Annotated in this window: 18 protein-coding genes and 1 other annotated feature; of the genes, 10 read left to right on the top strand and 8 right to left on the bottom strand. The window is 45.8% G+C overall.

The annotated features are described in order from the left end of the window. Positions 1–1,441, bottom strand: a 1,441-nt coding sequence (locus tag IQP38_RS26360) for an aspartate kinase (protein WP_228010033.1), incomplete at its 3' end; no start/stop codon positions are given. A gap of 53 nt (positions 1,442–1,494) precedes the next feature. Beyond that, positions 1,495–1,614, bottom strand: a sequence feature (Thr leader region). Next, positions 1,550–1,627, bottom strand: a complete 78-nt coding sequence (thrL, locus tag IQP38_RS10190; RefSeq protein WP_074192076.1) for a thr operon leader peptide — start codon at positions 1,625–1,627, stop codon at positions 1,550–1,552. (Overlaps the previous feature by 65 nt.) 423 nt (positions 1,628–2,050) lie before the next feature. On the opposite strand from thrL, the gene IQP38_RS10185 reads away from it, so the two are divergent. Continuing rightward, the gene (locus tag IQP38_RS10185; RefSeq protein WP_175413426.1) at positions 2,051–2,521 is read left to right on the top strand and encodes a ribonuclease regulator; all 471 of its coding nucleotides are present in this window, start codon (positions 2,051–2,053) and stop codon (positions 2,519–2,521) included. Here IQP38_RS10185 and IQP38_RS10180 read toward each other — a convergent pair. Both IQP38_RS10180 and IQP38_RS10175 read right to left on the bottom strand, forming a co-directional pair. Further along, positions 2,518–3,000, bottom strand: coding sequence for a putative 4-hydroxy-4-methyl-2-oxoglutarate aldolase (locus IQP38_RS10180; protein ID WP_005381822.1), 483 nt, complete (start codon positions 2,998–3,000; stop codon positions 2,518–2,520). The two genes, IQP38_RS10185 and IQP38_RS10180, sit on opposite strands and share 4 nt — an antisense overlap. A gap of 64 nt (positions 3,001–3,064) precedes the next feature. Beyond that, positions 3,065–3,472, bottom strand: coding sequence for a DUF3293 domain-containing protein (locus IQP38_RS10175; protein WP_053306886.1), 408 nt, complete (start codon positions 3,470–3,472; stop codon positions 3,065–3,067). A 361-nt stretch (positions 3,473–3,833) separates the two neighbouring features. On the opposite strand from IQP38_RS10175, the gene arcA reads away from it, so the two are divergent. Beyond that, positions 3,834–4,550, top strand: a complete 717-nt coding sequence (arcA, locus tag IQP38_RS10170) for a two-component system response regulator ArcA (protein ID WP_005381824.1) — start codon at positions 3,834–3,836, stop codon at positions 4,548–4,550. 85 nt (positions 4,551–4,635) lie between these two features. Here arcA and IQP38_RS10165 read toward each other — a convergent pair whose 3' ends face one another. From IQP38_RS10165 to IQP38_RS10150, 4 genes are all read right to left on the bottom strand, one after another. Further along, positions 4,636–5,085: a hypothetical protein gene (locus IQP38_RS10165; protein ID WP_193837552.1), complete on the bottom strand. Its 450-nt coding sequence runs from the start codon at positions 5,083–5,085 to the stop codon at positions 4,636–4,638. Position 5,086: 1 nt separating this feature from the next. Continuing rightward, positions 5,087–7,441, bottom strand: coding sequence for an aerobic respiration two-component sensor histidine kinase ArcB (gene arcB, locus IQP38_RS10160; protein WP_005381826.1), 2,355 nt, complete (start codon positions 7,439–7,441; stop codon positions 5,087–5,089). Between the two features lie 237 nt (positions 7,442–7,678). Further along, entirely contained in the window at positions 7,679–9,424 is a 1,746-nt protein-coding gene (locus IQP38_RS10155) for a GGDEF domain-containing protein (RefSeq protein ID WP_005381828.1), read from the bottom strand. A gap of 35 nt (positions 9,425–9,459) precedes the next feature. Further along, positions 9,460–10,419: a TIGR01212 family radical SAM protein gene (locus IQP38_RS10150; protein ID WP_005381829.1), complete on the bottom strand. Its 960-nt coding sequence runs from the start codon at positions 10,417–10,419 to the stop codon at positions 9,460–9,462. Between the two features lie 551 nt (positions 10,420–10,970). On the opposite strand from IQP38_RS10150, the gene gltB (IQP38_RS10145) reads away from it, so the two are divergent. From gltB (IQP38_RS10145) to btuF, 8 genes are all read left to right on the top strand, one after another. Then, complete coding sequence (gltB, locus tag IQP38_RS10145) at positions 10,971–15,521, top strand: glutamate synthase large subunit (protein ID WP_017633630.1); 4,551 nt, start codon at positions 10,971–10,973, stop codon at positions 15,519–15,521. Continuing rightward, on the top strand, positions 15,521–16,990 hold the full coding sequence (locus IQP38_RS10140; protein ID WP_017633629.1) for a glutamate synthase subunit beta: 1,470 nt from the start codon (positions 15,521–15,523) through the stop codon (positions 16,988–16,990). The genes gltB (IQP38_RS10145) and IQP38_RS10140 overlap by 1 nt, the downstream gene beginning before the upstream one ends. A gap of 448 nt (positions 16,991–17,438) precedes the next feature. Further along, positions 17,439–21,902 (top strand): glutamate synthase large subunit, encoded by a 4,464-nt coding sequence (gene gltB, locus IQP38_RS10135; RefSeq protein ID WP_193837551.1) that lies wholly within the window; start codon positions 17,439–17,441, stop codon positions 21,900–21,902. Positions 21,903–21,922: 20 nt separating this feature from the next. Next, the gene (locus IQP38_RS10130) at positions 21,923–23,335 is read left to right on the top strand and encodes an FAD-dependent oxidoreductase (protein ID WP_005381833.1); all 1,413 of its coding nucleotides are present in this window, start codon (positions 21,923–21,925) and stop codon (positions 23,333–23,335) included. Between the two features lie 91 nt (positions 23,336–23,426). Then, positions 23,427–23,855 carry a DUF1499 domain-containing protein gene (locus tag IQP38_RS10125; RefSeq protein ID WP_017633627.1) on the top strand — a complete coding sequence of 143 codons (429 nt, stop codon included), beginning with the start codon at positions 23,427–23,429 and terminating at the stop codon, positions 23,853–23,855. Between the two features lie 63 nt (positions 23,856–23,918). Then, positions 23,919–24,614, top strand: a complete 696-nt coding sequence (gene mtnN, locus IQP38_RS10120) for a 5'-methylthioadenosine/S-adenosylhomocysteine nucleosidase (protein WP_193837550.1) — start codon at positions 23,919–23,921, stop codon at positions 24,612–24,614. 11 nt (positions 24,615–24,625) lie between these two features. Then, positions 24,626–25,579, top strand: coding sequence for a cobalamin biosynthesis family protein (locus tag IQP38_RS10115; RefSeq protein WP_017633626.1), 954 nt, complete (start codon positions 24,626–24,628; stop codon positions 25,577–25,579). Then, complete coding sequence (gene btuF, locus IQP38_RS10110) at positions 25,579–26,400, top strand: vitamin B12 ABC transporter substrate-binding protein BtuF (protein WP_017633625.1); 822 nt, start codon at positions 25,579–25,581, stop codon at positions 26,398–26,400. The genes IQP38_RS10115 and btuF overlap by 1 nt, the downstream gene beginning before the upstream one ends. The last annotated feature ends 43 nt before the right edge of the window (positions 26,401–26,443 follow it).

Below are 26,443 nucleotides of genomic sequence, written 5' to 3'. Positions count from 1 at the left end.
CCAGCTCACCACCAACGCCGCCAATACCAACCACGAATACGTCTAAGAAGTGCTTAGAGTTGAATAGGTTCTCGTGACACGCTTTGATCGCTTCAGAGATTTTATCTTCAGGAATCACGGCTGAGATTGCACGCTCAGATGAGCCCTGTGCGATGGCTACAATGTTTACGTTCACTTCAGCAAGAGATGAGAAGAAGCGAGATGCAACACCGCGCGATGTACGCATGCCGTCACCAACCAACGTTATGATTGAAACATTATCAATAAACTCGACCGGCTCTAATAAGCTATCTTTCAGTTCCAACTCAAACGCATCGACCAGTACTTGTTGCGCTTTTGCTTTATCTTCTGCCTCAATACAGAAGCTAATGCTGTACTCAGAAGAAGACTGAGTAATAAGAACAATAGACACACCAGCGGAAGACATTGCGCCAAATACGCGGCTTGCCATGCCAACCATACCCTTCATACCTGGGCCGGAGACGTTAACCATGGTTAGGTCGTTTAGCGTCGTGATACCTTTGATCGCCAGATTGTCTTCACCAGTGTCTTGCCCAATCAGAGTTCCTGCACCTTGTGGGTTAAAGCTGTTTTTGATCAGACATGGGATGTGGAACTGCGCGATAGGAGCAATGGTCTTCGGATGCAAAACGGAAGCACCGAAGTAAGAAAGCTCCATTGCTTCTTGGTAGCTAAGAGATTTAAGTAAGCGAGCATCTTCCACTAAACGAGGGTCGCAGTTGTATACACCATCTACGTCAGTCCAGATCTCACAACAATCTGCGCGCAGACACGCCGCAAGAACCGCCGCCGAATAATCAGAGCCATTGCGACCAAGTGTTACCAATTCACCTTTCTCGTTACCTGCGGTAAAGCCAGGCATGATATTCACATGGCCCAGAGGAAGAGGGTTTTGGCGGAAGTTTTGCGTTGAAACATCTACATCAACCATGGCTTCAAGGTGATCACCTTTTGCGTATAGGTATTCAACTGGGTCGATAAGATGTGCTGGCTGGCCTTTGGCTTCTAGCACCGCTTTCATCAATTGAATCGAAACGCGTTCGCCTTTGCTAATAATACGTGCATTAACATTGTTTGGGCACATGCCAAGAAGATTGATGCCATGAACGAATTGGCGTAATTGAGAGAGAGAAGTTTTCACTTGGTTATCGAAAGCTGAACCATCGATATTGGGTAGTACTGCTTGGATTTGAGTGAAGAGCGTTTTAAACGACTCCTCCAACTCTTTGATTTGTAGTTCTGCTTCACCATTGCGCAATGCGCCTTCAATGACCGCAACCAATTTGTTTGTTGTTTTACCAGGAGCGGAAAGAACAACCGCTACTTTTTCTTGTTGAGCGTTATTGGCAATAATGTCTGCCGCTCTCAAAAAGCGATCTGCATCAGCTAGTGATGATCCGCCAAACTTCAATACTCGCATCCCTTCCTCCGGTATATCTTCTTAAATTTGTCTAAATTCTGGATAAAAAAGCATAAAAAAAGGCCTGTATCTTGTTGGATACAGGCCTTTTTTGTGAATTTCTTTCGCTCAGCAGCCTGCCCCAACATGTGTCGTGTCGGTAATAATAATGGTCGTGGTCATTACTACTAGGCTGTTAGATGGCATAAATAAATATTCAACGTTAATTGTGTTTGCTTAACTCTACGTTTACCGAGTTTCTGATACATAGTCAACAAAAAATTGTTTGTTTTTCCATCTTTCAGAGATTTCTGCTAAGCAATGTCATTGATATTTATAGTTAATTACACATTATTGATCATTTGAAAATCTACAGTTAGTTTTTGTAAAGGACTTAACTATCATCACCAGTTCGGTTTTTTATCTAATAACTAGTCTAATCTTTGCCATAAAACGTACGATCAAATAATTCGAGAGGGTTGTGACACATAACAACAACTTAACTGTGACTTATGTTCATAGGATCGAATTATTTAGAAAATAGGTGAGCTAGCTTTCATATTCTATGCTTTAATAGTGAGAAGCTTTGGGCGCATACTAATAAAAAAGTTGACACAAGGAGTGGTGAACATGAAAAGATGGCTTTTTCTGTTGCTGTTTTTTGTGCCTGGTGTTTGTCTAGCCAACGAGCTTCCGCCGCTTCCAGGTAAAACATCCCCTTCTCCTCATAAACTGTTCATTTCCAGCGACAGTTATCAGTCTGACAGTTTTGATGTTTGGAATATCGATACGGGTTACGCTTACGAACTTTTTGATTCGGTAGATGTTTATGTCGGTGCGCGAGTCAATAACTCTCCTACCCAAAATCAAAGTGGTTTTTTGAGTGGGATCAGCTATCACTTTAATGATCGTGTCACGCTGAAAAGTACAGTTCGCTCTTACAAGAACGAAACAGCGGAAGGTATTCGCCAAGACGACAGTAGCCTCGCGGCTGAAGTATCAAGTCGCGTAAAAATTACCGATAAACTGGATTTTCACGCGACTCTTGATTACCAAGATTGGCAACAAGGCTTTGAGGTTGGTTTAGGCTTTCGTTTTTAGAAGTCTAGCTTTTGCTTAGAAATCAATACACCGTTCCAGTCCGCGTAAACGTAGTGCTTAGGTTGAACGATTTGGTTTTGCATCGTTAAGGTTACGTTTACCTCTCCTATCCCGCGTTTCTCTGTTTTAAACGGGTTGGTGCCAAGAGCTTGAACGCCAATGTCCATTTGAGATATTTGTGCTACATCGCGTATTGCACCATAGACAATGATGCCTTCCCACCCATTTTCTATTCCGAGTATCGCTAATTGATCGCCGAGTAATGCTCTCTGACACGATCCATGTCCGTCAACAATCAATACTTTACCCGTTCCATCTTCGCCCAGTACTTCACGCACTTTCGAGTTATCGTGATAGCAGCGCACCGTAACGATTTCACCGTAAAAAGCGCTACGTTGACCAAAGTTCTGCAATGGTAAAGTAAGCAAGCTCACTTGGTCTTCAAATTGGTCACAAATATCGGGTGTAATGTCTCTCATATTTCCTCCGTGAATTTTCTCACCCAAGCGATGCTTCAGTGAGCAGTATCCTTTTCTATACCTTCTATACGAGCCGAGGTTTAATGGAGCCTAACGTATGAAAAACTTTCGGCTGCGAGCACGCAATAAGATAAAGTTGGTCATTAATGACGTAATAAATCGCGTTTTGTTGAAAGTCATTCGCCAATTCAACGGCTACCTCTGGCGACAACTCGACGGCAAAGCTTTCCTCATACCATGTAAAAGCGCTATCACCTACCGTGACAGGCGCGTAATTAACGTGCTGTAGCTGTTTTTCTAACGCGTGATTGTTTATGCTGTTCTCTTCTTTGGACCTCAAGTTACTGTATGGGTTCCAAGCGGTTATCACAGCATAGTTTGAAACACGCCACTCGGCTTCGAATCTGAAAAAAGATTCTGAATAAGCATTCCATAACGATGCGTCTATGTTCGTATTACTTTTTTCTATCATAAGTCTTAAACGATTAATAACAGTTACATTTCATCAATTGATATAAATCAACAAACTGAATGGAATTAACATTTGAGCATTGTTAGCATGCTGTTAACAATATAAAATCCGCTCAATATCTTAGGGTGTTTACGTTTCAGGCCCCACTGAAAGCAGGAAATGAAAGGTAAACAAGCCCTTTAGAATAAACGTCGCCATTGGATACTGGTGAGTTGGCAAAATTCCATGGAGGGCGGATAACTGAAAGAAGTGTTTTTTTGATCAACTTGATTTATTATCAAAATCACATTACCTGTATGTTATATTTTTGCCTAGAATTTATTCTATTAGCACAATTTTGTCACAAATTTAGGTACCGCCAATGCAAACCCCGCAGATTCTTATCGTTGAAGATGAGCAAGTAACTCGTAACACTCTTAAGAGTATTTTTGAAGCAGAGGGATACGCTGTTTTTGAAGCCAGTGACGGTGAAGAGATGCACCAAGTGTTGTCTGATAACTCAGTCAACTTGGTTATTATGGACATTAATCTTCCAGGCAAGAATGGCCTTCTACTAGCGCGTGAATTACGCGAGCAAGCGAACATTGCTTTAATGTTCCTGACAGGCCGTGACAATGAAGTAGACAAGATCCTAGGTCTTGAGATTGGTGCAGATGACTACATCACTAAACCATTCAACCCACGTGAACTAACTATTCGTGCACGTAACCTACTTAGTCGCTCAATGAGCTCTAACGCGGTGCAAGAAGAGAAGCGCTCGGTAGAAAAGTATGAATTCAACGGTTGGGTACTAGACATCAACAGCCGCTCTCTAGTAAGCCCTGCTGGTGATAGCTACAAGCTACCTCGCTCTGAGTTCCGCGCACTACTGCACTTCTGTGAGAACCCGGGTAAGATTCAAACTCGTGCAGATCTTCTTAAGAAGATGACTGGTCGTGAACTTAAGCCACACGACCGTACTGTAGACGTAACGATTCGTCGTATCCGTAAGCACTTTGAGTCTGTTTCAGGCACGCCAGAAATCATCGCCACTATCCACGGCGAAGGTTACCGCTTCTGTGGCGATCTAGAAGACTAGATTTAACCGCTAATATGCGAAGGGCTTGCTCATTGAGCAAGCCCTTTTTGTTTTAGGTCTAACGACTAATGCAACATCATTGCGGTTAATAAACCTTGTTAATCTTCACGTACTTTTCGACTAACCAACGCTGTTTACCCGCATCGTCTAGAAGCACTGCGACATCAACCGATTTTTCTGTGTTCACATCAATGTGAGACGAGAACGCCACCTCCCATCGGCTTTCACTGTGCGTTCGAGTATCTAAAGACGCACTGTCCACCAACCACTCTTTTTGCCCCTGTTTAATAATAAGAGCTTCTGCCGTTAGATTTGCAGGAAGTAACTGATCTCCTTCGAGGTAAAGTGCACCTTGAATACTTTGCTCTTCCACGTCCCCAATATTCGGCATGAGGTTCACCCATAAATTACTTTTGAGCTCAACATTAACCTCATTAATCGTAATCTGACTGTTTTGTTGCCAATTCACATTTGGAACGGAACTACAGCCTGCCATCAATGCCATGGCTAATGCCAATGGTGCGATTCTTTTCATGTTATTTCCTTTGTTCCAACCAACTTTTGAGGACTTGAATATCGTTTTGGTATTCATTTTTGATCTCTTCAACCCAGTCTGAAATGTTTTCCCACCATGCTGGCATATCAGGCGATTGCGCTTTTTGCGCCACACTTTGGATACGTTTCAGGCCAATTGAACCTGCAGCACCTTTGATTTTATGCGCTTCAGAAACAATCCCATCTTGATCTTTCGCTGTCATGTTCGAATCTAAGACATCAATATAGTCTGGCATCATATCTTCAAACATTTTTATGCTGTCGTAGACAGGTTTTGCACCAACAATGTCGACGTAAGACTCTAACATATCCATATCGAGCAAATGTGTCTCAATCACAGGAGAAGGGACTGGCTCTTCCACTGTTTCGGGACCGCTCACTACTTCCTTAGGTTGTTCTAGCTGGTGAGCGAAGAATTTATCAATCACTGACTGAATGGCATTCACTGCCAGCGGCTTACTGATCGCATCATCCATGCCGTTATCTAAGTATTCACGACGATCTTTCATTACATTAGCAGTTAAGGCGACCAATGGAGGAAGATTGTTATAATGCTTGCGGTAATAATTGGCGACATCAAAGCCCGTCATATCAGGCAGTTGGATATCCAACAACGCTAAGTCGTATTTTTCTGGCACAAAGTTCACTAACGCTTCTTGGCCCGTCATTGCCACGGTGACAGAGTGCCCTAGGCTCTCAAGTAACGATTTAGCCACAGTTACGTTAAGCTCGATGTCTTCGACCATAAATATGTTGAGGCGCACATTGTCGCGTTTCGCATCAATGACTGGCTCAGCTAGTTCAACAATCGGAACGTGGATCGATACAGTAAAAGTGCTACCAAAGCCTTCCTCACTGGTAACCGTAATGTCACCATCCATCATATTGATCAGTTGCTTAGATACCGCCAAACCAATACCTGTACCGACCGCATGCAGGTTGTCCTTGCCTGATTTCACTTGGTAATACATCGCAAAGATCTTATCTAGCTCTTCGTCTGGGATACCAATACCTGTGTCTTCCACTTCCATAATAATGGTCGCAAAATCGTCTTCGACATCCGCGCTCACTGTCATCACAACGCCACCTTCTTTGGTGAACTTCATTGCGTTGCTGACCAAGTTCCAAATCACCTGACGTAGACGGGTTGCATCCACTTCAATTGCTTTTGGCAAATCGCTTAAACGTTCTAAGTCAAAGCGTAACCCTTTTTGTTCTGCCATCAGAGCTGAGATACTCTCAATCTCTGCGACGAAGTCTTCGAAGTTAAGTGGCGCAGGTAATAGTTCTAACTTACGGCGATCAAATTTATCCATATCGATAATATCGTTGAAGATGTTACCTAGCGTAATCGCACTCACATTGATGGTCTGCATGTGTTTACGCTGCTCTTCTGTCAACGGACTATCTAGAAGCATACGACTTAAGCCTACAATGCCATTCAGCGGCGTTCGCAGCTCATGACTGATGGTTGAGATGAAGGTAGTTTTGTCGCGGCTTGCTTTCTCTAACGACTCTTCATGGCGCTTACGTTCAGTGATATCACGACCGAACCCAACGAGACCAAGGTGGCGGCCATCTTTGCTGTAAAATGGCACTTTACGCAGCTCAAAGTAATGCTTGCGACCATCTGGGTATTCGAGCCATTGCTCGTAAGTAATCGCTTGATTATCGGCAAAAACCTTTTGGTCAGTATCAACGATATGCTCGGCGATTTCTTTGCTATACACATCCCAAGGGCTTAATCCGACTAACTGGTGCTCTTTCTTGCCCGTTAGCTCTTCCATCGCGCGGTTACAGCCAGAGAAAACACCATCCGCATTGCGGTAGTAAATTAAGTCTGGTGAGGCATCAATAAATGAACGCAGTAATGCGGTACGTTCTGCCAACTCTAATTGAGTACGTTCGCGTTGGAACACCTCATTTTCGAGGTCTTGCATCGCCTCTTCACGTGCTTCTTCCGCTTTAATACGCTCTTCAATTTCTTGGTTAAGCTTTTCAATGTTTTGTTGAAGTTGGTAATTCAGCTCTTGATCTCGCGAACGCATGTCCTTCAGTTTGGACACCAGCTTAGTTAAACGCTGGCGAGACTCTTCTAGTTGATCGACAACCACAGAGAGGAAGTAAACCGCCCAAGGGGTGATCAATAGACCAAAAAACACCGAACGGACAATATCGATATCATCTACTCGCCCTTTGAGAGCTAAAGTAATCCCTACCTGCACCACAACAGCTAATGCCACCAGCGCAAGGGCTAGCAAAATAGAGAAGCGAACAATCCCCAGTTTGACTAGCAAGTCGACATAATACTGGGCGAGGTTTTTCATGGGTTTCATTAACTACTCCATGGTGGTGGCTAGATAGCGCCATTCGATGATGAAAAACAGGTAAATGCACTCGACCTAACGCAATTTAGGTCTGTTTGATTAGTGAAAAACACACGGTGCGATCTGCGCTTGTGACACGAGATAGAAAGATAAACCAACGAGCGCACAGGCTTCTGTAAGTTTAACGTGTTTAATACGGTGATTTAAACAATCAGCTATCAACTTAGAGCAAGCGGTCACAAAGCGTTAGCAAGAACTGGGGTGAATACAGGTGCGATTACGTCCATCAGCTTTAGCTTGGTATAACGCACTGTCAGCCATAGCGATGCCCATTTCGGGTTCATCACCATGCTGAGGAATGTAAGAGACCAGACCGATACTGACGGTAAGGCGTTCAGATGCTTCTGAACTGTCGTGTTCCATATCAAGCTGTAGAATTTTCTCATGAATACGCTGTGCTACGTTGCGCGCACCTTCCGTGGTGGTATTCGGCAAGATAAAACCAAACTCCTCGCCACCATAACGCGCAACACAATCCGAAGAACGATTGATGACTTGTGTAAACACGGTAGCGACACTGACTAACGCTTCATCACCTTGTTGGTGACCGTAACAGTCGTTGTAATCTTTGAAAAAGTCGATGTCACATAACATGATGGTGAGCGGCAGCTTTTCTCGAGCGTGGTGGTACCACAATACCTGCAGTTGTTCGTCGAAACGGCGTCGGTTCGATACTTGAGTTAAGCTATCCATAAAGCTCAATTTTTCTAACTCTAGGTTGGCTTTTTCCAACTTTTGTTCTGCAAGATAACGCTCAGAAATATCACGCGCCATGATCAGCACACCATTCGTTCCTGATGCTTTATCTTTAAAAGGCGATTTCACCACATCAAACCACGTACTTTTACCATCACTACTCACGACTTTATCTATGTATCGAACTGGCTCTAACTGGCGTAATGCTTCTAAGTCACTGTCTGCTAAGCGCGCGTACATCTCTTTAGGAATCACGTCTTGGAGGCGCTTACCTATCAAATCAGAAATTTTTGAAATGCCTAACGCCTTAACAAAAGGCTGATTACACGCTTGATAGACCATGTTCTCATTGAAAATACCAATAGAGTCCGGACTGGCATCCAGAATCGTTTGTAAGATAGTATCTCTTTGCGCTAGCGCCACCTCTGTATCTTTGCGACGCTCCATTTCATCTCGCAGATTCTGTTGCATCTTGTGCCATTCAGTCACGTCATGACTAATAGACAGCGTACCGATAAGCTCACCACTCGGCGAAACAAGAGAGTTTTGATTGACTTCCAATAAGCAACTTCGACCTTGTGGATCCGTTGTCCATTTACGTTCGCTTTTTCTGGTCATCTCACCCAAGGCCTTGGATGCGCAAGCTTCTTCCCTTCGCCCTTGCCAGAATTGATCAAATGCTCGATTGGTCGTTAATAGATTGCCTTGGCGGTCTTGGGTACAAATCAGCTCTGAAAGTGAGTCTAATGCCGAACGTGCGATGATTAATTGGGCAAGTTCTTGTTGCTGCTCTTGGTGAGTGGCTTGATATGGCTGAGCATAAAGAATCCAAACTCGATGATTGCGCAATAAACTCTTTCTGCCTGACAGCTCCACTTTAATAGATTCACTATCAGATAGTCGCCAGTCAAAAGCCTGCTGACGAAAATGACGACTAGAGAAGCGATCGAGAAACTGCTCAAGCTCATGAATATCGAATAAAGCAGGATACAAATACCCCGTTCCCAAAGAGCGAATGCCTAACAACTGCATCGCAGCCTGGTTAGATAGCAAGAGCTGAGCATGGCTAGTGTCCACCACTATGACTGGATAGGGAGAATCCGTTACTAGTTGCTTAAGTGATGTCTGAAAGTGCAAATAGATCAGTGCTAACGCGCACACGCCTGCGATTAACAACAAGACGACATAGCCATAACCGCCTTGACCACCCCAAAGCCAATTGAGTAACTGATCCATCGTTTAAACCTTCAAAGAACACTGGTTAAAATATATCAGTTATTTATTGAGCGATCTGCTATTAATTCCGGTTTAGTATAGATAAAGGCATTCCCCGTAAGGCTCCCTTGAGCACCATGAGCACTGAGATCTCGACCAATTTCCGTCATCGCTAGCCAACGGTTTTCACACCACAGAGGCGATAATAACGTGGGCCTCCTGGCTGCTGATGAAACGCGATGATAAATCACATCTGGTGGTGTCATACGAATCATTTCACTGGCGATCGCAACATATTCTTCTAATTCAGGGGCTTCTAGCTTTCCAGCACGCCAAGCTTTCGCCATGGTGCTACCTTCGACAATATGCAAGCCATGTAACTTGATGCCATCCGTTCCCACGGCCAACACTTTTTGCAGCGTTTCAATATTTTCGGCGCGGGTTTCTTTGGGTAAACCCACAATTAAGTGAGTACAAACCTTGATTCCGAGTGTTCGAGCACGCTTAGTGATTTCGGCATAACACTCAAAGTCATGACCACGATTGATACGTTTGAGGGTGTCGTTGTTGGCGGTTTGAAGACCTAGTTCTAGCCAAATTTCATAACCTTGCTGTACATAGCCCGACAGTAAATCCAATACCGCATCAGGGACGCAATCCGGACGCGTCCCCACACAAAGACCAACCATGTCTGCAGCCTTTAGTGCTTCCTCATACATGTTTTTGAGAACTTGTACTTCTGCATAGGTACTGGTGTAGGCCTGAAAATAAGCGAGATACTTCTTCGCTCTGTGAATTTCACCTGCGCGATCTTTTAACTGTTCGTGAATGCTTTTTATCTGGACTTCTTCATCTGCAAACGAAGCCACATTGCAAAATGTACATCCTCCCCGCCCAATCGTGCCATCGCGGTTAGGGCAACTAAATCCACCGTGCAATGTTAACTTATGAACCTTTTCACCGTATCGACGCTGAAGATCTTGGCCGATTGTATTGACCAACTCATGTAACTGCATAAATTCTCACCAACAATAAATCGTAATCAATCTCACTACGATCTGTGTAAATAAATTACATCCCTGAAAGAAAAAACACACAATATTAATCAATTCAAACACCCATCATGCAGGTCAAAATCAATAAACTTGCATAATTAAAGACAAAAATCGTTCATGTTGCGTAAATGTTAAACTAAAAATGCATAATTAAACGAAAAAATTGGGTCACAACGCCGACTTTTTCATTGCATTCTGAAGTGACAAAATTGTAGGATACTTACACAACCCCGTTATTTTTGTGACTTTTATTACAAAGCACACTGCGGGATTTGTCGGTGTTATCCCACTCCTACCTATATAAATCACTAGATAGTGATAATAAATAAAGGGATACCACCAAGGATTGTTTTTCTCGCAAAACTTTTCCTGCGAGATACGGAAAGGAATCAAGACCGGTCAACCTAGATCGGTGGCGATAATAAATATAAAGGACAAGACGTAATCAATAGTCTAGGTAGTATTTGCTGCCCGGTACTTTTGCGTCGACATTGAACTGGAAGGATGTATCTATGGTAGATAGAGAGCAAAATCCACAGGGTCTGTACACTCCGGAACTGGAGCATGACGCTTGTGGTATCGGTTTTGTTGCTCACCTTAAAAACCGTAAATCTCATGAAGTAGTGACTCAAGCATTGGATATGCTGGCTCGCATGGAACACCGTGGTGGTCAAGGTTGTGACCCATGCAGCGGTGACGGTGCGGGTATCTTGCTACAAAAACCTCATGAATTCCTATTAGAAGAAGCCGTTAAGCTAGGCATTAAACTGCCTTCGTTTGAAAAGTATGGTGTTGGTGTCGTTCTTTTCCCGAAAGACGAATACAAACGCGAACAATGCCGTGACATTCTAGAACGCAACGCACAGCGTCTAGACCTTGAAGTTATCGGCTACCGCGTATTACCAACCGACAACTCCATGATTGGTGCCGACCCTCTAAGCACAGAGCCTCAATTTGAGCACGTGTTTATCTCCGGCGGCCCTGGCATCACGCCTGAAGAGCTAGAGCGCAAACTGTACGTACTTCGTAACTATACTGTACGTGTTTGCCTAGAAAGCGTTTCGAACATTGGTGACGACTTCTACATTAACTCCATGTCTTACAAGACATTGGTATACAAAGGTCAGTTAACGACCGAGCAAGTACCTCAGTACTTCCTTGATCTACAAAACCCGACCATGGTGACTGCACTGGCGCTGGTACACTCTCGTTTCTCTACCAATACCTTCCCGAAATGGCGTCTTGCACAGCCTTTCCGTTACATTGCCCACAACGGTGAAATCAATACAGTTCGCGGTAACTTGAACTGGATGAAAGCCCGTGAAGCAATCCTAGAATCAGACCTGTTTACTCAGGCTGAAATCGACATGCTTCTTCCAATCTGTCAGGAAGGCAGCTCGGATTCATCTAACTTCGATATGGCACTTGAGCTCCTAGTTCTTTCTGGTCGCAGCCTGCCACACGCATTGATGATGATGATCCCGGAAGCATGGCAAGAAAACAAAAACATGGATCCTAAACGTCGCGCGTTCTATCAGTACCACGCGAACATCATGGAACCATGGGATGGTCCTGCTTCAGTATGTTTTACTGATGGTGTTCAAGTTGGTGCGACACTAGACCGTAACGGTTTGCGCCCTTCTCGCTACACAGTGACCAAAGATAACTTCCTAGTGATGGCATCTGAATCTGGTGTTGTGGATATTGAACCAGAGAACGTAGAGTTCCGTGGTCGTCTACAACCGGGTCGTATCTTCGTTGCAGACCTAGAACAAGGTCGAATCATCTCTGATGAAGAAGTGAAAGACACCATCGCAACGGCACAGCCTTACGAGAAGTGGGTAGAAGAAAACCTACTGAGCTTGAAGAAGCTGCCAGATGCGAGCAACCAGTTCAGCCAACCTAAGCCAGAACACCTTCTACACCGCCAACAAGCGTTTGGCGTAAGCACTGAAGAAGTGAACGAAATCATCGTTCCAATGGCGAATGATGCGAAAGAGCCATTATCAGCAATGGGTGCCGACTGGCCTCTTGCGGTTCTATCTCATCAGTCTCAACATCTTTCAAACTACTTCAAGCAGCTGTTCGCACAGGTAACTAACCCACCGATCGACCCGATCCGTGAGCGTATGGTTATGTCGCTGAACACTTACTTGGGTAAAGACCAAAACCTTCTGACTGAAACACCACTTCACTGTCAGAAAGTAGAATTGGAATCGCCTGTTCTAGCCAACTCTGAGCTTGAAAAATTGCGTGCGATCGATAACGAGCACCTACAAGCGAAAACGTTGGATATCGTATTCCAAGCTAGTGAAGATCAAGGCAAACTTGAGCGTGCATTAAAACGTATCTGCCAATACGCAGAAGACGCGGTTATCGATGGTTATTCAATCATCCTACTCACTGACCGCGCAGTGAATTCAAACCACGCGGCGATCCCAGCAATGCTGGCAGTTGGCGCAGTACACCACCACTTGATCCGTAAAGGTCTACGTGCGAAGTGTGACATCGTGGTTGAAACTGGTGACGCGCGTGAAACGCACCACTTTGCAACGCTACTTGGTTACGGTGCGAATGCGGTTAACCCTTACCTAGTGATTGAAACCATCATTGAACTTCAACGTACGAAGAAGTTGGATCCAGAAGCGAACCCTCGCGATCTGTTCAACAACTACCGTAAAGCGATCAATGGCGGTCTTCTGAAGATCTTCTCGAAGATGGGCATCTCTACGCTACAGTCGTACCATGGTGCGCAAATCTTCGAAGCATTGGGTATCCACAAATCCGTGGTCGACAAATACTTCACAGGGACGGTTTCTCGTATCCAAGGTCTAACCCTTGATGATATCGCCAAAGAAGTACTTATCCGTCACCGCATCGGTTACCCACAACGCGAAATCCCAATTCAAATGCTGGATGTTGGTGGTGTTTACCAATGGAAACAGCGTGGTGAGAAGCACCTATTCAACCCAGAAACCATTTCTCTACTGCAAGAGTCTACGCGCAACAAGAACTACGATCAGTTCAAGCAATACGCGACTGCTGTAGATAAGCAAGGTGACAACGCGGTAACCCTGCGTAGCCAACTTGAGTTCATTAAGAACCCCGCTGGTTCTATCTCTATCGACGACGTCGAGCCAATTGAAAGCATCGTGAAACGCTTCGCGACGGGCGCTATGTCATTCGGTTCTATTTCTTACGAAGCACACTCCACACTAGCTGTTGCGATGAACCGTCTTGGCGCGAAATCGAACTCTGGTGAAGGTGGTGAAGACCCAATGCGTTTCGAGCGCAAAGAGAACGGCGATTGGGAACGCTCTGCAATCAAGCAGGTGGCTTCAGGTCGTTTCGGCGTAACCTCTTACTACCTAACTAACGCTGAAGAGCTGCAAATCAAAATGGCTCAAGGTGCGAAGCCAGGTGAAGGTGGTCAGCTACCAGGCGATAAAGTAGATGACTGGATCGGTGCAACGCGTCACTCGACTCCGGGCGTTGGCCTTATCTCTCCACCACCACACCACGATATCTACTCAATCGAAGATTTGGCTCAGCTTATCTACGACTTGAAGAACGCGAACCGCGCAGGCCGTGTAAACGTGAAGCTGGTATCAGAAGCAGGCGTAGGTACGATCGCTTCTGGTGTAGCGAAAGCGAAAGCGGACGTTGTACTAATCGCAGGTTTCGACGGCGGTACAGGTGCATCACCAATGTCTTCAATCCGCCATACCGGTCTTCCTTGGGAACTTGGCTTGGCAGAAACGCACCAAACGCTACTGAAGAACGGTCTACGTAACCGTATCGTGGTTCAAGCAGATGGTCAGATGAAGACACCTCGCGACCTTGCAGTGGCAACACTACTTGGTGCAGAAGAATGGGGCGTAGCAACCGCAGCATTAGTGGTTGAAGGTTGTATCATGATGCGTAAGTGTCATAAGAACACTTGTCCTGTTGGTATCGCGACTCAGAACAAGACGCTTCGCGAGCGCTTTGATGGCCGCGTAGAAGACGTCGTTACCTTCTTCCAATACATGGCACAAGGTCTACGTGAAATCATGGCTGAGCTTGGCTTCCGCACTATCGATGAAATGGTCGGTCAAGGTCAGAAACTGAAGATCCGCCAAGACATTTCTCACTGGAAATACAAGAACCTAGATCTGTCTCCTGTTCTCCACGTTGAGCAACCACGTGAAGCTGATGGTGTATTCAACCAAGCTCAACAGAACCACAACCTAGAAGAAGTGCTAGACCGTAAGCTGATTCAAGCAGCGATTCCTGCACTAGAGAAAGGCGAAGCGGTGAATGCCGAGTTCCCTATCGTCAACACGGACCGCTCTGCAGGTACCATGTTGTCGAACGAAATCTCGAAAGTGTACAAAGATGCGGGTCTACCTCAGCCAATGAACGTGAAGTTCAAAGGTTCTGCGGGTCAGTCATTCGGTGCATTCCTAGCTAAGGGCGTGAAGTTCGAAGTGGAAGGCGACGCGAACGACTACTGGGGTAAAGGCTTATCTGGCGGTACGTTAGTACTTTACCCAGATGCAAAATCAAGTATTGTCGCGGAAGACAACATCGTGGTTGGTAACGTGTGTTTCTACGGTGCAACTTCGGGTGAGTCTTTCATTCGCGGTATGGCTGGTGAACGTTTCTGTGTTCGTAACTCAGGCGCGAAAGTAGTAGTAGAAGGCGTCGGTGACCACGGTTGTGAATACATGACGGGCGGTGCAGCAATTATCCTAGGTTCAACAGGTCGTAACTTTGCCGCAGGTATGAGTGGCGGCGTGGCATACGTATGGGATAAATCAGGTGACTTTGAGTCGAAACTGAACCCAGAGCTAGTAGACCTAGATCCAATCGAGCAAGAAGACAGAGATCTATTACTCGACATGCTAACTAAGCATGTTCAATTCACAGGAAGTGAAGTCGCTCAGTCTTTCCTAGACAATTTTGAAGCTAGCCTAGCCTCTATGGCTAAGGTAATGCCGCGTGACTACAAAGCGGTTCTTCAAAAACGCAAAGCTGAAGCACTGTCTCAAGGAAACGAAACTCAAGTGGAGGCCGTATAATGGGTAAGCCTACTGGATTTTTAGAGCATGGTCGTGAACTACCACAGAAGATTGACCCAGCTGAACGCATCAAGAACAACAAAGAGTTCGTTCTGAACGAGGAGTTTGGTGACAAGATCAATACTCAAGCTTCTCGTTGTATGGATTGTGGCGTGCCGTTTTGTCATAACGGCTGCCCTATCGGTAACATCATCCCAGAATTTAACGACGCGGTTTATCGTGATAGCTGGGAAGAAGCTTGGAACATCCTAAGCTCGACGAACAACTTCCCAGAGTTTACTGGTCGTGTTTGCCCTGCTCCATGTGAAAGTGCTTGTGTTCTTGGTATCAACCAAGACCCAATCACTATCTGTAATATCGAAAAAACCATCGTAGAAACGGCGTATCGTGAAGGGTACGCCAAACCAAAAACACCACGCTCTCGCACTGGCAAAACCGTTGCGATCATTGGTTCAGGTCCTGCTGGCCTTGCAGCTGCTGAGCAGCTAAACAGCGCAGGTCATACTGTGACGGTATTCGAGCGAGACGAGAAAGTGGGCGGTCTACTACGTTTTGGTATCCCAGACTTTAAACTGAGCATGGAAGTCATTGATCGCAAGATCAATCTAATGGCAGAAGCTGGCATTGAGTTTAAAGTAAACCAACACGTCGGTGTTGATGTAAATGCTCAACAATTGCGTCAAGAGTTCGATGTGGTTCTACTAACCGGTGGCTCAACGGTTCCACGTGATTTGCCCGTTCCGGGTCGTGAACTAAAAGGCGTTCACTTCGCGATGGAATTCCTAGGTCAAAACAACCGTCGCGCCAATAACATGGACCTGAAAACGGAAGAAATTCACGCTGCGGGTAAACATGTTGTGGTTATCGGTGGTGGTGATACGGGTTCAGACTGTGTGGGAACATCAAACCGTCACGGCGCAGCAAGTGTAACTCAAGTGGAAATCATGCCGATTCCACCAGAAAAGCGTCCTGCCAATATGCCTTGGCCACAGTACCCGATGATCTTGCGTACTTCGACCTCTCATGAAGAAGGTGTCGATCGTCACTGGAACATCCTGACCAAAGAGTTCATCGGAAATGACAAAGGTGAAGTCACAGGCCTTCGTCTTGCTGATATCGTTTGGCAAGATGCAAAACCAGGCGAGCGCCCAAGCTTCAAAGAAGCAGAAGGCAGCGAGCGTGTGATTCCATGTGATATGGCATTTCTAGCGATGGGCTTCCTACACCCTGAACCAACAGGCGTACTTGCTCAACTGGATATCGCGCTAGATGATCGTGGTAACGTAGCAACTCAAGGTTTTGCTACAAACCAAGAAGGTGTATTTGCTGCTGGTGATATGCGAACAGGCCAATCTTTGGTGGTTCGTTGTATCAATGAAGGCCGCGAATGTGCCCGTGCTATCGATGATTACCTAATGGGTGGAACAAACCTAGAAGCAAAAGCAGATTCACTGATGCTTTCTGCTTAACGAAGCAGTCATGCTTCGCTCTTTCAATTGCCTAATAGCCATCAGCAATATCGATGGCTATCGGTGAAGAAAGAAAACAATTCCTTCCAATCTTTCTATTTTGACCAGCATTTTATGCTGGTCTTTTTTATCTCCCACAGAATCAAATGTTACTTTTTTGTAACAATCAATTTTCTATCTATTTGAAATTATTAAACTATTTTAGCTTATTAAATGGTAAATCGTATATTCACGTGATGATCCACTAATAACTTGACCTTTTTTACAATAAGCTATAGCTTGTGAAGTTGATGAAAATAAAACACTCAAAAAATGTTAAATATTTCACAACTTTTACTGAATAATTATACATAAAGCTATAAAGATGACGCATAGTTAGTCATCGATATCAACGTAAGCAGTGTTGATATATCTGTCGGGATGACGGATAAGCAAAGGGAGAATTGCAATGGCTCTTTATGATCCAAGTCTTGAGAAAGACAACTGTGGATTTGGCTTGATCGCGCATATGGAAGGCGAACAAAGCCACAAGCTGGTACGTACAGCAATTTCTGCACTTGACCGCATGACTCACCGTGGTGGTATCGCCGCCGATGGTAAAACTGGTGATGGTTGTGGTCTTCTATTACAAAAGCCCGATTCCTATTTACGTCTTATTGCCGAAGAAAATGGTTTCAACCTTGGCAAGCAATACGCCGTAGGGATGATTTTCTTCAACCAAGATCCAGTCAAAGCTCAACTCGCTAAAGACATCGTCAACAAAGAACTGGCGCAAGAGACGCTAACTGTGGCTGGTTGGCGTGAAGTACCAACTAATTCAGAAGTACTCGGTCCAATTGCGGCCAACTCGCTTCCAAATATTCAGCAAGTCTTTATCTCTGCACCGGCAGGTTGGCGCGAGCGTGACATTGAACGTCGTCTCTACATCGCACGCCGTCGCATCGAGAAACAAATCACCGAAGATCCGGATTTCTACATCTGTAGCTTGTCGACTCAAGTTTTGGTGTACAAAGGCCTATGCATGCCTGCGGACTTACCGCGCTTTTATCTTGATCTTGCCGATCTACGTATGGAATCTGCTATCTGTCTGTTCCACCAGCGTTTTTCTACCAACACTCAACCGCGTTGGCCATTAGCTCAACCGTTCCGCTACCTTGCTCATAATGGTGAGATCAATACCATTGAAGGTAACCGACAATGGGCACGCGCTCGTGCTTATAAGTTCTCGTCACCACTGCTGCCTGACCTACAAACTGCAGCACCGTTTGTGAACGAGACAGGCTCAGACTCGTCTAGCTTAGATAATATGCTAGATCTCTTCTTAGCTGGCGGCATGGATATCTTCCGTGCCATGCGTATGCTCGTACCGCCAGCATGGCAAAACCACCCGGATATGGATCCGGATTTGCGTGCGTTTTACGATTTCAACTCCAAACACATGGAACCATGGGATGGCCCAGCAGGTATCGTACTGTCCGATGGTCGTTATGCTGCTTGTAACCTAGACCGAAACGGTCTACGTCCTGCGCGTTATGTAATTACCAAAGACAAGCTGATCACTCTGGCATCTGAGGTAGGGATTTGGAATTACGCCCCAGATGAAGTTGCCAAAAAAGGTCGTGTAGGTCCGGGGGAATTGCTCGTCATCGACACTCGTAAAGGTAAGCTTTGGCAATCTAGCGAGATCGATAATGATCTGAAATCTCGTCACCCTTATCGCGAATGGATGGAGAACAACGTTCGCAAACTAACGCCGTTCTCTCAGCTGCCTGAAGATCAAGTAGGTGAGCGTAGCTTTGATGAAGACTTGCTTAAGACTTATCAAAAGCAGTTTGCCATGAGCAATGAAGAAGTCGATCAAGTATTGCGTGTCCTCGGTGATATGGGGCAAGAAGCCGTCGGTTCGATGGGTGATGACACCCCGATGGCGGTTCTTTCTTCGAAAGAGCGCTTGGTGACTGATTACTTCCGTCAGAAGTTCGCGCAGGTCACCAACCCACCAATCGATCCGCTGCGTGAGAAACACGTCATGTCGCTGGCGACCAGCATCGGCCAAGAGATGAACGTCTTCTGTGAAACCGATGGCCACGCGCATCGTGTAACCTTTGATTCTCCAGTACTGCTCTATTCAGACATGCAGCAACTACTAGAGCTGAGTGACGATCATTACCGTAATACCATTCTCGATATCAACTACGACCCACAACAAAAAGATCTTAAACAAGCCATTAATGATCTGTGTGAGCAAGCAGAGCAAGTCGTTCGTGAAGGCACGGTTTTAGTGGTGCTTTCGGACAGAGCCTTGGTCAAAGGTAAGTTGCCAATTCCGGCAGCAATGGCAGTCGGCGCCGTTCAAACTCGTCTGATTGACGCGAACTTACGTTGCGATGCCAACATTGTTGTCGAAACCGCAACAGCCCGTGATCCACACCAATTTGCCGTCTTGCTTGGTTTTGGTGCCACTGCGGTTTACCCATACCTTGCTTATGAAGCGTTAGGTAAACTGATTGATGATAAAGCTCTAGAGAAAGACTACCGCGATGTGATGCAAAACTACCAATACGGCATCAACAAAGGCCTGTACAAGATCATGTCGAAAATGGGGATCTCAACCATCGCCTCTTACCGCTGCTCACAACTATTTGAAGCAGTTGGCTTGAGCCAAGATGTGGTCGATCTGTGTTTTAAAGGCGTCACAACTCGAATTGAAGGCGCGAATTTTGACGACTTCCAGCAAGATCTTACAAACTTATCTCGTAAAGCATGGGCGAAACGCAAATCGATTGATCATGGCGGCTTGTTAAAGTACGTCCATGGAGGTGAGTATCATGCTTACAACCCGGATGTTGTCGGCACGCTGCAACAGGCCGTTAAATCTGGCGAAAGTAACGACTATCAGAGCTTTGCTAAGCAGGTAAATCAACGCCCTGTTGCCATGCTGCGTGACTTAATGTCGCTGAGAAAATCAGACTCACCGCTGCCACTTGAGCAAATAGAACCACGCACTGAACTGTTCAAACGCTTTGACTCTGCGGCAATGTCCATTGGCGCACTTAGCCCAGAAGCGCATGAAGCACTTGCAACGGCGATGAACCGTCTTGGTGGTTACTCTAACTCGGGTGAAGGCGGTGAAGATCCTCGCCGTTTCGGTACTGAGCGTAACTCACGTATCAAACAGATTGCTTCTGGCCGATTTGGTGTAACGCCGCATTACCTGACTAATGCGGATGTACTGCAAATCAAGGTGGCACAAGGTGCGAAACCGGGTGAAGGTGGACAGCTACCAGGACACAAAGTCACCGCTGAAATCGCAAAACTGCGTTATTCGGTACAAGGCGTGACTCTGATCTCCCCTCCTCCGCACCACGATATCTATTCGATTGAAGATTTGGCCCAGCTGATCTTCGACCTTAAACAAGTCAACCCGAATGCGCTGGTTTCGGTAAAACTCGTCTCCGAGCCAGGTGTCGGCACCATCGCAACGGGCGTAGCCAAGGCTTACGCTGATCTTATTACCATTTCGGGTTACGACGGTGGTACCGCAGCAAGCCCATTAACTTCGGTAAAATACGCTGGTAGCCCTTGGGAGTTGGGGTTGGCAGAAACACAACAAGCACTGGTAGCTAATGGTCTGCGTCATAAGATCCGCCTACAGGTAGACGGTGGTCTAAAGACTGGTTTAGACGTAGTTAAAGCCGCAATTTTAGGTGGAGAAAGCTTCGGTTTTGGTACTGCGCCAATGGTCGCTATGGGTTGTAAGTTCCTACGAATTTGTCACCTCAACAACTGTGCAACTGGGGTTGCGACTCAAGACGAGACACTGCGTAAAGAATACTTCAAAGGTCTACCAGAAATGGTGATGAATTACTTCATCGGCCTGGCAGACGAAGTGCGCGGATTACTCGCAGAACTTGGCGTTGAAAAGCTGACGGACTTGATTGGTCGTACCGATTTACTTGAGGCAGTAGAGGGATTTACAGCGAAACAGACCAAGCTGGATCTATCCAATATTCTAGAAGCTCCAGTATCACCTGAGGGTCATCCGCTATTTTGGACAGAGCCAAACAAACCGTTTGATAAAGCTGAGCTCAACCAAAAGATCATTGATGATGCCATGCATGCGGTCGAAAACGGTCAATCGGCAAGTTTCTTCTACAATGTCATCAACACTGATCGTTCTGTTGGTGCACGCTTATCTGGCGAAATAGCAAAACGCTATGGCAACCAAGGATTGGCGGCTTCCCCTATCAAAATCTATCTTGACGGCACCGCAGGCCAGTCCTTTGGTGTTTGGAACGCAGGTGGTGTAGAGCTTTACCTCACGGGCGATGCGAACGACTACGTGGGCAAAGGCATGGCGGGTGGTAAAGTGGTTATCAAACCTCACCTTGGCACTGCATTTAAGTGTAATGAAGCAACCATCATTGGTAACACCTGTCTGTACGGCGCGACCGGCGGTAAACTATTTGCAGCCGGTAAAGCAGGTGAGCGTTTCGGCGTACGAAACTCAGGTACGATAGCCGTCATTGAAGGTGCTGGCGATAACGCTTGTGAGTACATGACTGGCGGTATTGTTGCCATTCTTGGTGCGACAGGTGTGAACTTTGGCGCGGGTATGACTGGAGGCTTTGCCTATGTTCTGGATGAGAACCAAAGCTTTGAAGGTCGAGTTAATACTGAGTCTGTCGAAGCCATCTCATTGTCCGATCTTTACATCCACCAAGAACATTTGCGTGGCCTAATTGCGGAACACCTTGAAGAAACAGGGTCGAGTCATGCTGAAAATATTTTGGCGAACTTTGATGAATGGATTCCAAAGTTCTATTTGGTGAAACCACAAGCGGCAGATCTTCGCACGCTACTTGGTCACCAGAGCCGCAGTGCCGCAGAGCTGCGTGTTCAAGCACAGTAATCATGGAGGATGTTTGAATCATGAGCCAGAACGTTTATCAATTTATCGATGTGCAGCGTGTAGATCCTGCGAAAAAGCCTATCAAAGTTCGTAAGATCGAGTTCGTTGAAATCTATGAACCGTTCACTAAACAACAGGCGACTGCACAAGCGGATCGCTGCTTAGATTGTGGCAACCCATATTGTGAATGGAAATGCCCAGTCCACAACTACATCCCTCAATGGTTAAAACTTGCCAATGAAGGTCGTATTCTTGAAGCGGTTGAACTATCGCATCAAACCAACAGCCTACCGGAAGTATGTGGGCGCGTTTGTCCTCAAGACCGCCTATGTGAAGGTTCATGCACGCTTAATGATGACTTTGGTGCCGTCACCATCGGTAACATAGAAAAGTACATTACCGACAAAGCGTTTGAAATGGGCTGGAAGCCAGATATGTCCAAGGTGGAGTGGACCGATAAAAAGGTTGCAATCATTGGAGCTGGCCCAGCTGGCTTGGCTGCCGCGGATATCCTAGTGCGCAATGGCGTTAAGCCAGTCGTGTTTGACCGCTACCCTGAAATTGGAGGCCTTCTGACCTTCGGTATTCCTTCCTTCAAGCTTGAAAAAGGCGTGATGGAAAACCGCCGCCGTGTGTTCACTGAAATGGGCGTCGAGTTCCGCATGAACATGGAAGTAGGCAAAGATGTCCAAATGCAAGAGCTGCTTGATGAATACGATGCTGTTTTCTTGGGCGTTGGCACCTATAAATACATGCGTGCAGGTCTAGATAATGAAGATGCGCCGGGTGTGTATGACGCGCTGCCATTTTTAGTTTCGAACACCTACAAAGTCATGGATCTTGAGAGTAACCAACCCTTTATCGATATGGCAGGAAAGAAAGTCGTCGTACTGGGTGGTGGTGATACAGCAATGGACTGCGTTCGTACCTCAATTCGCCAAGGTGCCTCCAACGTAGTTTGTGCTTATCGTCGTGATGAGGCCAACATGCCGGGCTCTCGTCGCGAGGTAAAAAACGCAAAGGAAGAAGGCGTGAAGTTCATGTTCAACCTTCAGCCTTTGGGAGTTGAAGTGGATGCGTCAGGCAAAGTCTCGGGGGTCAAAGTGGTGAAAACCGCACTTGGTGAACCTGATGAAGCGGGTCGCCGACGCCCAGAGCCCGTTGAAGGCAGCGAGCACGTTCTACCAGCAGACGTTGTTATCATGGCGTTTGGTTTCCAGCCGCACAAAATGGACTGGTTAGCACCGTTTGATGTCGATTTGGATCAGTGGGGTCGTATCAAAGCCCCAGCTAAGCAAGAGTTCCAGTTCCAGACCAGCAACGAAAAGATCTTCGCGGGTGGCGATGCGGTACGAGGTTCTGATCTTGTCGTAACCGCAATTGATGAAGGACGAAAAGCGGCAGAAGGCATTCTCGATTACCTCGAAGTTTAATCACTGTTAACGTCTCAAAAAGGATCCTACTATTGGATCCTTTTTTCTTTTATTACATATAATTAAATTCCTATGATAAGGGATAAAACCAATGAAAAAAGCCGCTCTCCTTTCCATTACTTTGCTCGGCTTAACCGCTTGTAGCCAAGGAGTCAAAACCATGACGGATCGTTCTCAATCACCTTGTGGTGACAAACCAAACTGCGTCTCCACCCAAGACACGCGAGAAAAATACAACCTAACGCCATTCATCTTAGTGGATTCAGCGAACATCGACGCTATTGAGCAAGTCGCGCTTGAACTGCCAGGCGCGAAAACCGCGGTGAAAGAAAGCAACTACCTTCGTATCGAGTGCACATCTAAAATCATGCGCTTCGTGGATGACCTCGAACTAAAAATAGCAGGAGACCAACTGATTGTGCGCTCGGAATCTCGTGTGGGCTACTCTGACTTTGGCGTAAACAGAAAGCGCGCCGATCAATTACGAGAAAAGCTCACTCAAGCTAAGCTCATCAAATAGAAAACTGCCAACGGGGAGTGCTATACTCTCGGCCAACTAAAATATTTACCTAAAGAGAGTGTTATGAAAGTTGGTATCATCGGTGCGATGGAACAAGAAGTGACCATCCTGAAGCAAGCAATTACAAACTGCAAAACTGTAAATAAAGCAGGTTGTACGTTTTTCTCTGGTCAAATTAACGATGTCGAAGTCGTCGTACTACAATCGGGCATCGGTAAAGTTGCAGCAGCAGTGGGCACGACAATCCTTCTTGATGAATACCAACCAGACGTTGTGATTAACACAGGCTCTGCTGGCGGTTTCGATTCAAGCTTAAACCTTGGCGATGTAGTTATCTCTACAGAAGTTCGTCATCATGATGCAGACGTAACCGCTTTTGGTTATGAGATTGGCCAAATGGCCGGTCAACCAGCTGCATTCAAAGCGGATGACAAGCTAATGGACTTAGCCGAAAAAGCCCTAGCACAAATGGAAAACACTCATGCGGTTCGCGGCCTAATTTGTACTGGCGATGCGTTTGTTTGTACTGCTGAGCGTCAAGAGTTTATTCGTAAACACTTCCCGTCAGTTATCGCTGTAGAAATGGAAGCATCTGCTATCGCTCAAACTTGTCACCAATTCAACACACCGTTTGTTGTTGTGCGTGCAATCTCTGATGTCGCTGATAAAGAATCACCAATGAGCTTTGATGAGTTCCTGCTTCTAGCAGCAAAAAGCTCTTCCGAAATGGTATTCAAAATGCTGGAACTCATTAAGTAAACGACTCATTCATGGAAGAAGTTTTTCAGTCATTTTATGCCAACGGTGCGCTCCTCATTATGTGGGGTGCACTGATCTTGCACCTTTTAGTGCCAATCCCCCATTCAGCGCACCCCATCACTTTATGGCGAAAGCTAGCAGAGCAGCTAGCTAACAAAGTGAACAATAATCACAATTACTCACAGAGTGTAATCTCAGGCAGTCTTGCATTAGGCTTGATGCTGTTTCCTTGCTTGATATTACTGATTGCAGTAAAGCCATTTGTTTGGCAAATCCCTTTATATGAACTGGTTCTATTGATCATTGCGCTAGACTGGCGTAACAGCGAAACGTTAACGAAACAGCTCATCACAAGTATCTCTTCGGAAGACAAAGCTCAGTGTCGAGCATTACTGAGACCATATCTTAATCGCGATACTGGTAACCTCTCGATCGTTGGCATAGGTAAAGCTGGCTCAGAAACCCTGATTATGGGATACAGCCGCAACGTGATCGGCGTGCTATTTTGGTACGCACTAACAGGTGGTATTGGTGCGTTAATGTATCGACTCACAACAGAATTAGCGCGAGTGTGGTCCCCTAGCCGACGCCAATATTTGCCCTTTGGTAAACCTGTGATTCAACTGGTTGCTACTCTGGATATTATTCCACTTCGTCTCTTTGCCATACTTTTAGCTGCCGGAAAGAATACAAGTAATGTGCTCTCTGGAATACAACAGCAAGCGAAGTCTTGGCCCTTACCAGGACCTAGCTGGGTGTTATGTACTATCGGACACAAACTACAACTGTCTTTATGCGGCCCTGCTATCTATCAAGGTGTGCGTGCAGAGCGCGCAAAAATCGGTGGGCGCATTGCGCCATCGGCTATTCACCTTTCACAAATACATACGCTGCTCGTTTGGCGCGTCCTGGCTTGGATCGCAATCCAAAGTTTGCTTTTAGGAATAATTTATCAAGGATTATGATGAATAAATTATGCTTCGCATTAACGCTGTTTGTTTCGACAGCGACCTTCGCTCAACCCGCTCAACGCATTATAAGTTTAGCTCCACATGCCACCGAAATTGCCTTTGCAGCAGGGCTAGGAGAGCAGCTTGTTGCTGTCAGCGAAATGAGCGATTATCCAGAACAGGCAAAGCAGCTAGAAAGAGTCTCAAATTATCAAGGAATTAAATTAGAGCGCATTATTGCTCTTCAGCCGGACTTAGTGATTGCTTGGCCAGCCGGAAACCCTGCTAAAGAGTTGGAGAAAATTAAACAGTTCGGTATTCCTATCTATTACTCCACTACAGGTTCATTAGAAGATATCGCCAATAATATCGAGCAACTCAGCCAATACAGCGAAACTCCACAAGTAGGAAAAAAGGCCGCTGAAGATTTTAGAACGCAACTGAGTACACTAAAAGAACAGTACAACACGAACGAGAAAGTTAGTTACTTTTATCAGTTGAGTGAAAAGCCTATCATCACTGTCGCCGGAAAGAACTGGCCAAGTGAAGTCTTTACTTTTTGCGGTGGTGAGAACATTTTCGCCGCATCTAGCGCGCCTTATCCTCAAGTTAGCATCGAGCAAGTCATTACTCGCCAGCCAGAGGTTATTTTTACTTCTCGTCACGCAATGAGTAACGATGGTATGTGGGCTGAGTGGAGTAATGAGCTTCTTGCTCTTAAAAACAAACACATCTGGTCCCTAAACTCTGATTGGATTAACCGTCCCACACCACGCACATTGAACGCGATCAAGGAAGTGTGTGAGCACTTTAAAAGCGTTCGTCAAAAACGCTAACGATTTCGTGGCAAATACCGTACAATTTCCGCCCATTTTTTCT

Source organism: Vibrio sp. OPT41 (assembly GCF_015163595.1).
In the GTDB taxonomy this organism is placed as follows: Bacteria; Pseudomonadota; Gammaproteobacteria; order Enterobacterales; family Vibrionaceae; genus Vibrio; species Vibrio alginolyticus.
The sequence above is the reverse complement of the archived record's forward strand: the minus strand, read 5'-3'. Positions and strand labels throughout refer to the sequence as shown.

Bases quoted from the DNA above. Each gene is read 5' to 3' on its own strand.
- IQP38_RS10155 (WP_005381828.1), bottom strand. From the start codon at position 9,424: ATGGATCAGTTACTCAATTGGCTTTGGGGTGGTCAAGGCGGTTATGGC.
- IQP38_RS10115 (WP_017633626.1), top strand. From the start codon at position 24,626: ATGGAAGAAGTTTTTCAGTCATTTTATGCCAACGGTGCGCTCCTCATT.
- IQP38_RS10125 (WP_017633627.1), top strand. From the start codon at position 23,427: ATGAAAAAAGCCGCTCTCCTTTCCATTACTTTGCTCGGCTTAACCGCT.
- IQP38_RS10175 (WP_053306886.1), bottom strand. From the start codon at position 3,472: ATGATAGAAAAAAGTAATACGAACATAGACGCATCGTTATGGAATGCT.
- IQP38_RS10180 (WP_005381822.1), bottom strand. From the start codon at position 3,000: ATGAGAGACATTACACCCGATATTTGTGACCAATTTGAAGACCAAGTG.
- gltB (WP_017633630.1), top strand. From the start codon at position 10,971: ATGGTAGATAGAGAGCAAAATCCACAGGGTCTGTACACTCCGGAACTG.
- IQP38_RS10185 (WP_175413426.1), top strand. From the start codon at position 2,051: ATGAAAAGATGGCTTTTTCTGTTGCTGTTTTTTGTGCCTGGTGTTTGT.
- thrL (WP_074192076.1), bottom strand. From the start codon at position 1,627: ATGCCATCTAACAGCCTAGTAGTAATGACCACGACCATTATTATTACC.
- IQP38_RS10140 (WP_017633629.1), top strand. From the start codon at position 15,521: ATGGGTAAGCCTACTGGATTTTTAGAGCATGGTCGTGAACTACCACAG.
- IQP38_RS10130 (WP_005381833.1), top strand. From the start codon at position 21,923: ATGAGCCAGAACGTTTATCAATTTATCGATGTGCAGCGTGTAGATCCT.
- IQP38_RS10150 (WP_005381829.1), bottom strand. From the start codon at position 10,419: ATGCAGTTACATGAGTTGGTCAATACAATCGGCCAAGATCTTCAGCGT.
- IQP38_RS10165 (WP_193837552.1), bottom strand. From the start codon at position 5,085: ATGAAAAGAATCGCACCATTGGCATTAGCCATGGCATTGATGGCAGGC.
- gltB (WP_193837551.1), top strand. From the start codon at position 17,439: ATGGCTCTTTATGATCCAAGTCTTGAGAAAGACAACTGTGGATTTGGC.
- btuF (WP_017633625.1), top strand. From the start codon at position 25,579: ATGAATAAATTATGCTTCGCATTAACGCTGTTTGTTTCGACAGCGACC.
- arcA (WP_005381824.1), top strand. From the start codon at position 3,834: ATGCAAACCCCGCAGATTCTTATCGTTGAAGATGAGCAAGTAACTCGT.
- mtnN (WP_193837550.1), top strand. From the start codon at position 23,919: ATGAAAGTTGGTATCATCGGTGCGATGGAACAAGAAGTGACCATCCTG.
- arcB (WP_005381826.1), bottom strand. From the start codon at position 7,441: ATGAAACCCATGAAAAACCTCGCCCAGTATTATGTCGACTTGCTAGTC.